The organism is Chloroflexota bacterium, from assembly GCA_018648225.1.
Taxonomy (GTDB): domain Bacteria; phylum Chloroflexota; class Anaerolineae; order Anaerolineales; family UBA11858; genus NIOZ-UU35.
In genome coordinates this window covers 1-4,567 of the sequence record JABGRQ010000166.1, presented here as the reverse complement: position 1 = coordinate 4,567, position 4,567 = coordinate 1, and the positions used below count along the sequence as shown (strand labels likewise).

4 protein-coding genes are annotated in these 4,567 nt (G+C 50.6%); all 4 read right to left on the bottom strand.

From position 1 onward, the window contains the following. Positions 1-1,186 (bottom strand): alpha-amylase (locus tag HN413_15545; protein MBT3391812.1); only part of this gene is annotated, 1,186 nt, incomplete at its 3' end. Positions 1,187-1,279: 93 nt separating this feature from the next. Continuing rightward, positions 1,280-2,233 (bottom strand): ABC transporter permease subunit, encoded by a 954-nt coding sequence (locus HN413_15540; protein MBT3391811.1) that lies wholly within the window; start codon positions 2,231-2,233, stop codon positions 1,280-1,282. A 58-nt stretch (positions 2,234-2,291) separates the two neighbouring features. Beyond that, positions 2,292-3,305, bottom strand: a complete 1,014-nt coding sequence (locus HN413_15535; protein ID MBT3391810.1) for a sugar ABC transporter permease — start codon at positions 3,303-3,305, stop codon at positions 2,292-2,294. Between the two features lie 87 nt (positions 3,306-3,392). Next, positions 3,393-4,567: extracellular solute-binding protein (locus tag HN413_15530; GenBank protein MBT3391809.1), on the bottom strand; the 1,175-nt coding region annotated here is incomplete at its 5' end.

Genomic DNA, 4,567 nt, shown 5'->3' with positions numbered 1-4,567 from the left:
CTGCTAGGGGGCAGGAAAATCCGGCTTGCTGGTCAGCGCTCCATTGCATTGGTAAACGAATATCTTCATCCGGCTTTTTGCCTTGCATCCCAATTTCTTCTCCATAGTAAATAAAGGGCGTGCCGGGCGCGGTGAGCAGTAGCGAGGCCGCGGTCTTAGCCTTGCCGAGATCGCCGTTGAATACGCTCATAGTGCGGTTTTGGTCGTGGTTGGTCAGAAAGGTGGCGAAATTGCCCTCGAGCATATTTTTGAGGGTCAAGGTATAGGCGCTGTTGATGCCGGTGTTCGAACGGCCATTGGCGCTGTTGACAAAGCCGCTGGCTAACTCGAAATTGAAAACATGGTCAAGTTGGTCGGTGTACGTCTGAGCGATGAAACCGCCCGCGCCGTAAACCTCCCCAACGGTATAAGCATTGGGATGGTCGGTTTTGTAGACGGCGTAAAATTTTTTGTACCAGTCGTGCGTAGCAGGAGTATTTTCGCGCTGATCGCCATCTTCAATCAGATGTTTAGCGGCGTCAATGCGAAACCCATCTACGCCAATATCGTCCAGCCAGTAGCGCACGACGTTATTCATCTGGGCGGTGACTTCGGGGTTGGTGTAGTTCAAGTCGGGCATTCCCGACCAAAAGAAACCGTAATAATACCCTTGCGCGCCCTGATGCCAGCCGTTGCCGGGATCCGTGTCGGACCAGATATACCAATCGCGGTATGGGGAATTGGGGTTATTGTTGGCATCCACAAAAAAAGGATGCGCGCTGGAGGTATGATTGAGCACTAAATCAACAATCAGGTGCATCTCCCGGCGGTGAATTTCGTCGAGCAGGCGCTGAAAATCATCCATGCTACCGTATTCGTGATTGACGGCATAGTAGTTGAGGACATCATAGCCATGATAGGATGGCGACGGGTGAATTGGCATCAGCCAAATGGCATTGACGCCCAGTGCTTGCAGATAATCGAGTTTTTGGGTGATGCCGTTGAAATCGCCAATGCCGTCACAATCTGAATCGTAAAATGAACGCACGAAGATTTCGTAAAAAACAGCATCACGCCACCAGTCCTGTGCAGCAAGCTCCAAATTCACTTGCGGTATATCGCTAATCAGTCCGGAGTTTTGTACACTCAAAGCAGGCTCTGGAAGGGGAATACCAGAGCCTGCTTCGACAACAATACTGGTTGCCAAAAATACAACCAGAAAAAAGAGTATGATGATTTGTTTCCACATAAAGAAGAGAAAAAGGGACGGTCAAACAACCGTCCCTTTTCACATGCCGAATTACCCTTTGACACCACCGAGTGTCAATCCACCTACGATCTGTTTTTGGAGGACGATATAGATCACCGCAACCGGCGCGGCGACGATGATTGCCATCGCCGAGAAGCGATTCCACGGAATGGCGTTGGCATATTGGCCGGTCATGTTGTACAACGTCATCGCCAACGTGTAACTTTCCGGTTTGGTCAGGAATAGCCAGGGCATAGCAAACTCTTGCCAGTGACCAATGAAGCCCAAGAAGAATGTTACGGCTAACTGAGGAGCCGCCAGTGGCAGCACAATGCGAAAGAATACCTGGTTAGAATCCGCTCCATCAATAGCGGCCGCTTCTTCAAGTTCTTTGGGGATGGTATCCAGATAGCCTTTGAGATTCCAGACTGCAAAAGGTAATGCGCCGGAGATCATGGCGATACCGACACCCAAAAGCGAATCACGCAGATTGAAAAGCAATTTTCCCGTTGAAGCACAGCTCAAAAAAGGCTGGATTGCAATCATTCCACCGCCGCAATCAAAGACCCGAAAACTATTCATCATCAGGAAAAGCGGTGTCATCAAACCAATGGCGGGCATCAGCAAGGGGATAAAAACCAGAATCATCAATATCTGACGTAGCTTAAAATTGAAGCGTGAAAAGGCATACGCGGCTGTCACAGCCACCAGCAATGCAGCCAGCCCCACGCCGAAGGAGAGGAGAAAGCTATTTTTAAGCAGTTCCAAAAAAGTGACGGGGTTGGCCGTTGGACGGTCCAATACCTGCTTAAATGCATCCAGCGAAATTTCCTTCGGGAAGAGTTCCAGGCTGGACGGACGCGTACTCACAGAACTGAGGGACATTGTAATCACATACATGATGGGAAACATCACTGCGGCCGCGATGAATAGAGTCAACAGTTGGAGCAGCAACTGTCGCCACAAAGGTAATTCGCGCCCGCTAGCTTCCCCGGATGTGTTCATTGTCAGAAAACGTACAAAGATATTTTTTTTCTTGGAAGTTTGAACGGTGGATGTCATGTTAAGCCTCCGCATACGATTCGGTCGCGCGCGTGATCCGATTGGTAATCAGGAAAACCGTCAACGCCACGAAGAATATAATCACCGCAAATGCGGCGGCAACTCCATAGAGGCGCAAATTACGCACCAGGTCGTAGGCAAAGGTGACCAAAATTTCAGTAGAGCGCGCTGGACCACCGCCTGTCATAAAATAGACAAAATTGAACAGGTTAAAGGATAACGTAAACCCGTACACGGCTGCCGGCACCATCGCCGGCCTCAATAGGGGTACAGTAATCCTCCAAAATTGTTGTGAGTTGGATGCGCCATCAATGGCGGCGGCTTCATACAAATCGCTGGGGATGCTTTGCAATGCGCCGGTGGCTACCAATGTCATAAACGGCCAGCCCAGCCAGAAATTGGCAATCATCATGGCGTAATAAGCCAGTGGCAGCGCGCCGGTGGGTAATAGCCAGGAAATCGGCGGTACATACTCAAAAAGCCAGCGGATACGGACAGGATCACCGCCAAAGAGGCCCACGAGGGCGGTCAGCACCTGGTTCATAGCGCCATATTGCTCATCAAAGATATTGCGCCAAACTGTAGCAACCACAAGGGGAGGAACAACCACCGGTAGAATATATATCGCCCGATAGATTTTCTTAAACCACAGGCCTTTAACATTCAGCAAAACAGCAATGACAACGCCGGCGGGAACATGTAAAGCCACATTACTTACCGCCCACCAGAGGTTATACACCAGCACGCGGAAGAATTCGAAATTCTGAACCGGCAATCCCCCGGTAATAATATCAACATAGTTTTGTAAACCAATATTTTCCAAATCCGGAGATGACATACCCAGCATCAGGTGTTTGGTTTCAAAATTGGTGAATGAGAGAATAACTTGATAAATCAGGGGATAAAATGTAATTACCGACATCACAAGAAATGCAGGTAGCAAATACAAGTACGGCAAGATTGCCCGTTGGCGCTTCGTTCGCATTGTCTCCACTGGAGCAGTTCTGGCAGCCATATTCCGCCTCCAATAGCATAAAAATTCAAACAAAAAAGCCAGAGCGAACAAGGAAATTCCCTGTTCGCTCTGGCAAATAGCAAAGGTTTATTTGTTGGCGTTTTCGGTAGCCGTAGCAACCCAATCGGCTGCGGGGGTACCTACTTCGAAGACCTCATCGGTGCCACAGAAGTTGGACCAGTACAGACCCAATTCGGGAACCTGCGGGCGGACATAGCCCGTCGAGAATGCTTCAAGCAAACCTACCATCAGAGGATCAGTGACTTCAACGTCAGTACGAGCAGGCACATGGCCGGCTTCGTTCATCATGATCTCTTGGGCTGTTGCACCTGTCAGATACAGAGCAACCTCAAGGGCAGCTTCCATATTCTGGCTGTTGGGGCTGAAATAGAAACCATCAACACCCAGCAGCGGGTCAGAAGCGCCACCCGGGCCAGCGGGCAACGGAGCCACGGCAAGATTGTCGCCGAGGGCCGCTTTGTAGTCGCCCATCGCCCAGTTACCATTGGTGATCGCTACAACAGTACCTTCAGTGAAGGGAGCCAGACCGTCGCTATCGTTCTTGGGCCAGCCATTTTCCTTCGAGATCTGGTACAGATCATTCAGGTAGGACATTGAATCAGCAATACCGTCGCCCGCAACAACTGTCCAACTGTCATCAAAGATCTGACCGCCGAAGGCCCCGTAAAAGCCCCAATGATGGTAACAACCATAGCTGATCGAGACGGGAGTGCCGCCTTGCATCAAAGCCAGGAGTTCATCCGTGGTAGCGGGGGGTTCGGGCAACAGTTCTTTGTTGTACCAGAAGGCGACTGCCTTGAGGGATTCGGGAACACCATAAAGCACGCCATCAACGCTCATGCCTTCAACAGACAAAGGCGCATAAGCATCCAGTTTGCCAGCAGCCAGATCGGTAATGTCGGCAATCAAGCCTGCGCGGGCATCGTCACCCAGGGAGTCATTGGGGGCAATGAACATGTCTGGGCCGCCGCCAGCGGCAACGTCGGTGCGGTATTTATTGTAGATGTCGTTGAAAGGGATTTGCAACACATTGATCTGGTATTGAGGAAGATCAGCGGCAGCCTGTTCAAGAACTTTGGCAAGCGCCATTTCTTCAGCAGAGCCGGTAGCATAGGCGTGCCAGAAGGTTACCTCAACAACTTCCATAGGTTCTTCAGCAGCAGCTTCTTCCATCATGCCTTCGTGCGGCCAGGAAGCGTCGATCTCGGCCATGACAGTATCCATATCGGCCGTGCCGGAGA

Excerpts from the sequence above, each read along its gene's own strand:
- HN413_15535 (MBT3391810.1), bottom strand. The coding sequence starts at position 3,305 with ATGGCTGCCAGAACTGCTCCAGTGGAGACAATGCGAACGAAGCGCCAA.
- HN413_15540 (MBT3391811.1), bottom strand. The coding sequence starts at position 2,233 with ATGAACACATCCGGGGAAGCTAGCGGGCGCGAATTACCTTTGTGGCGA.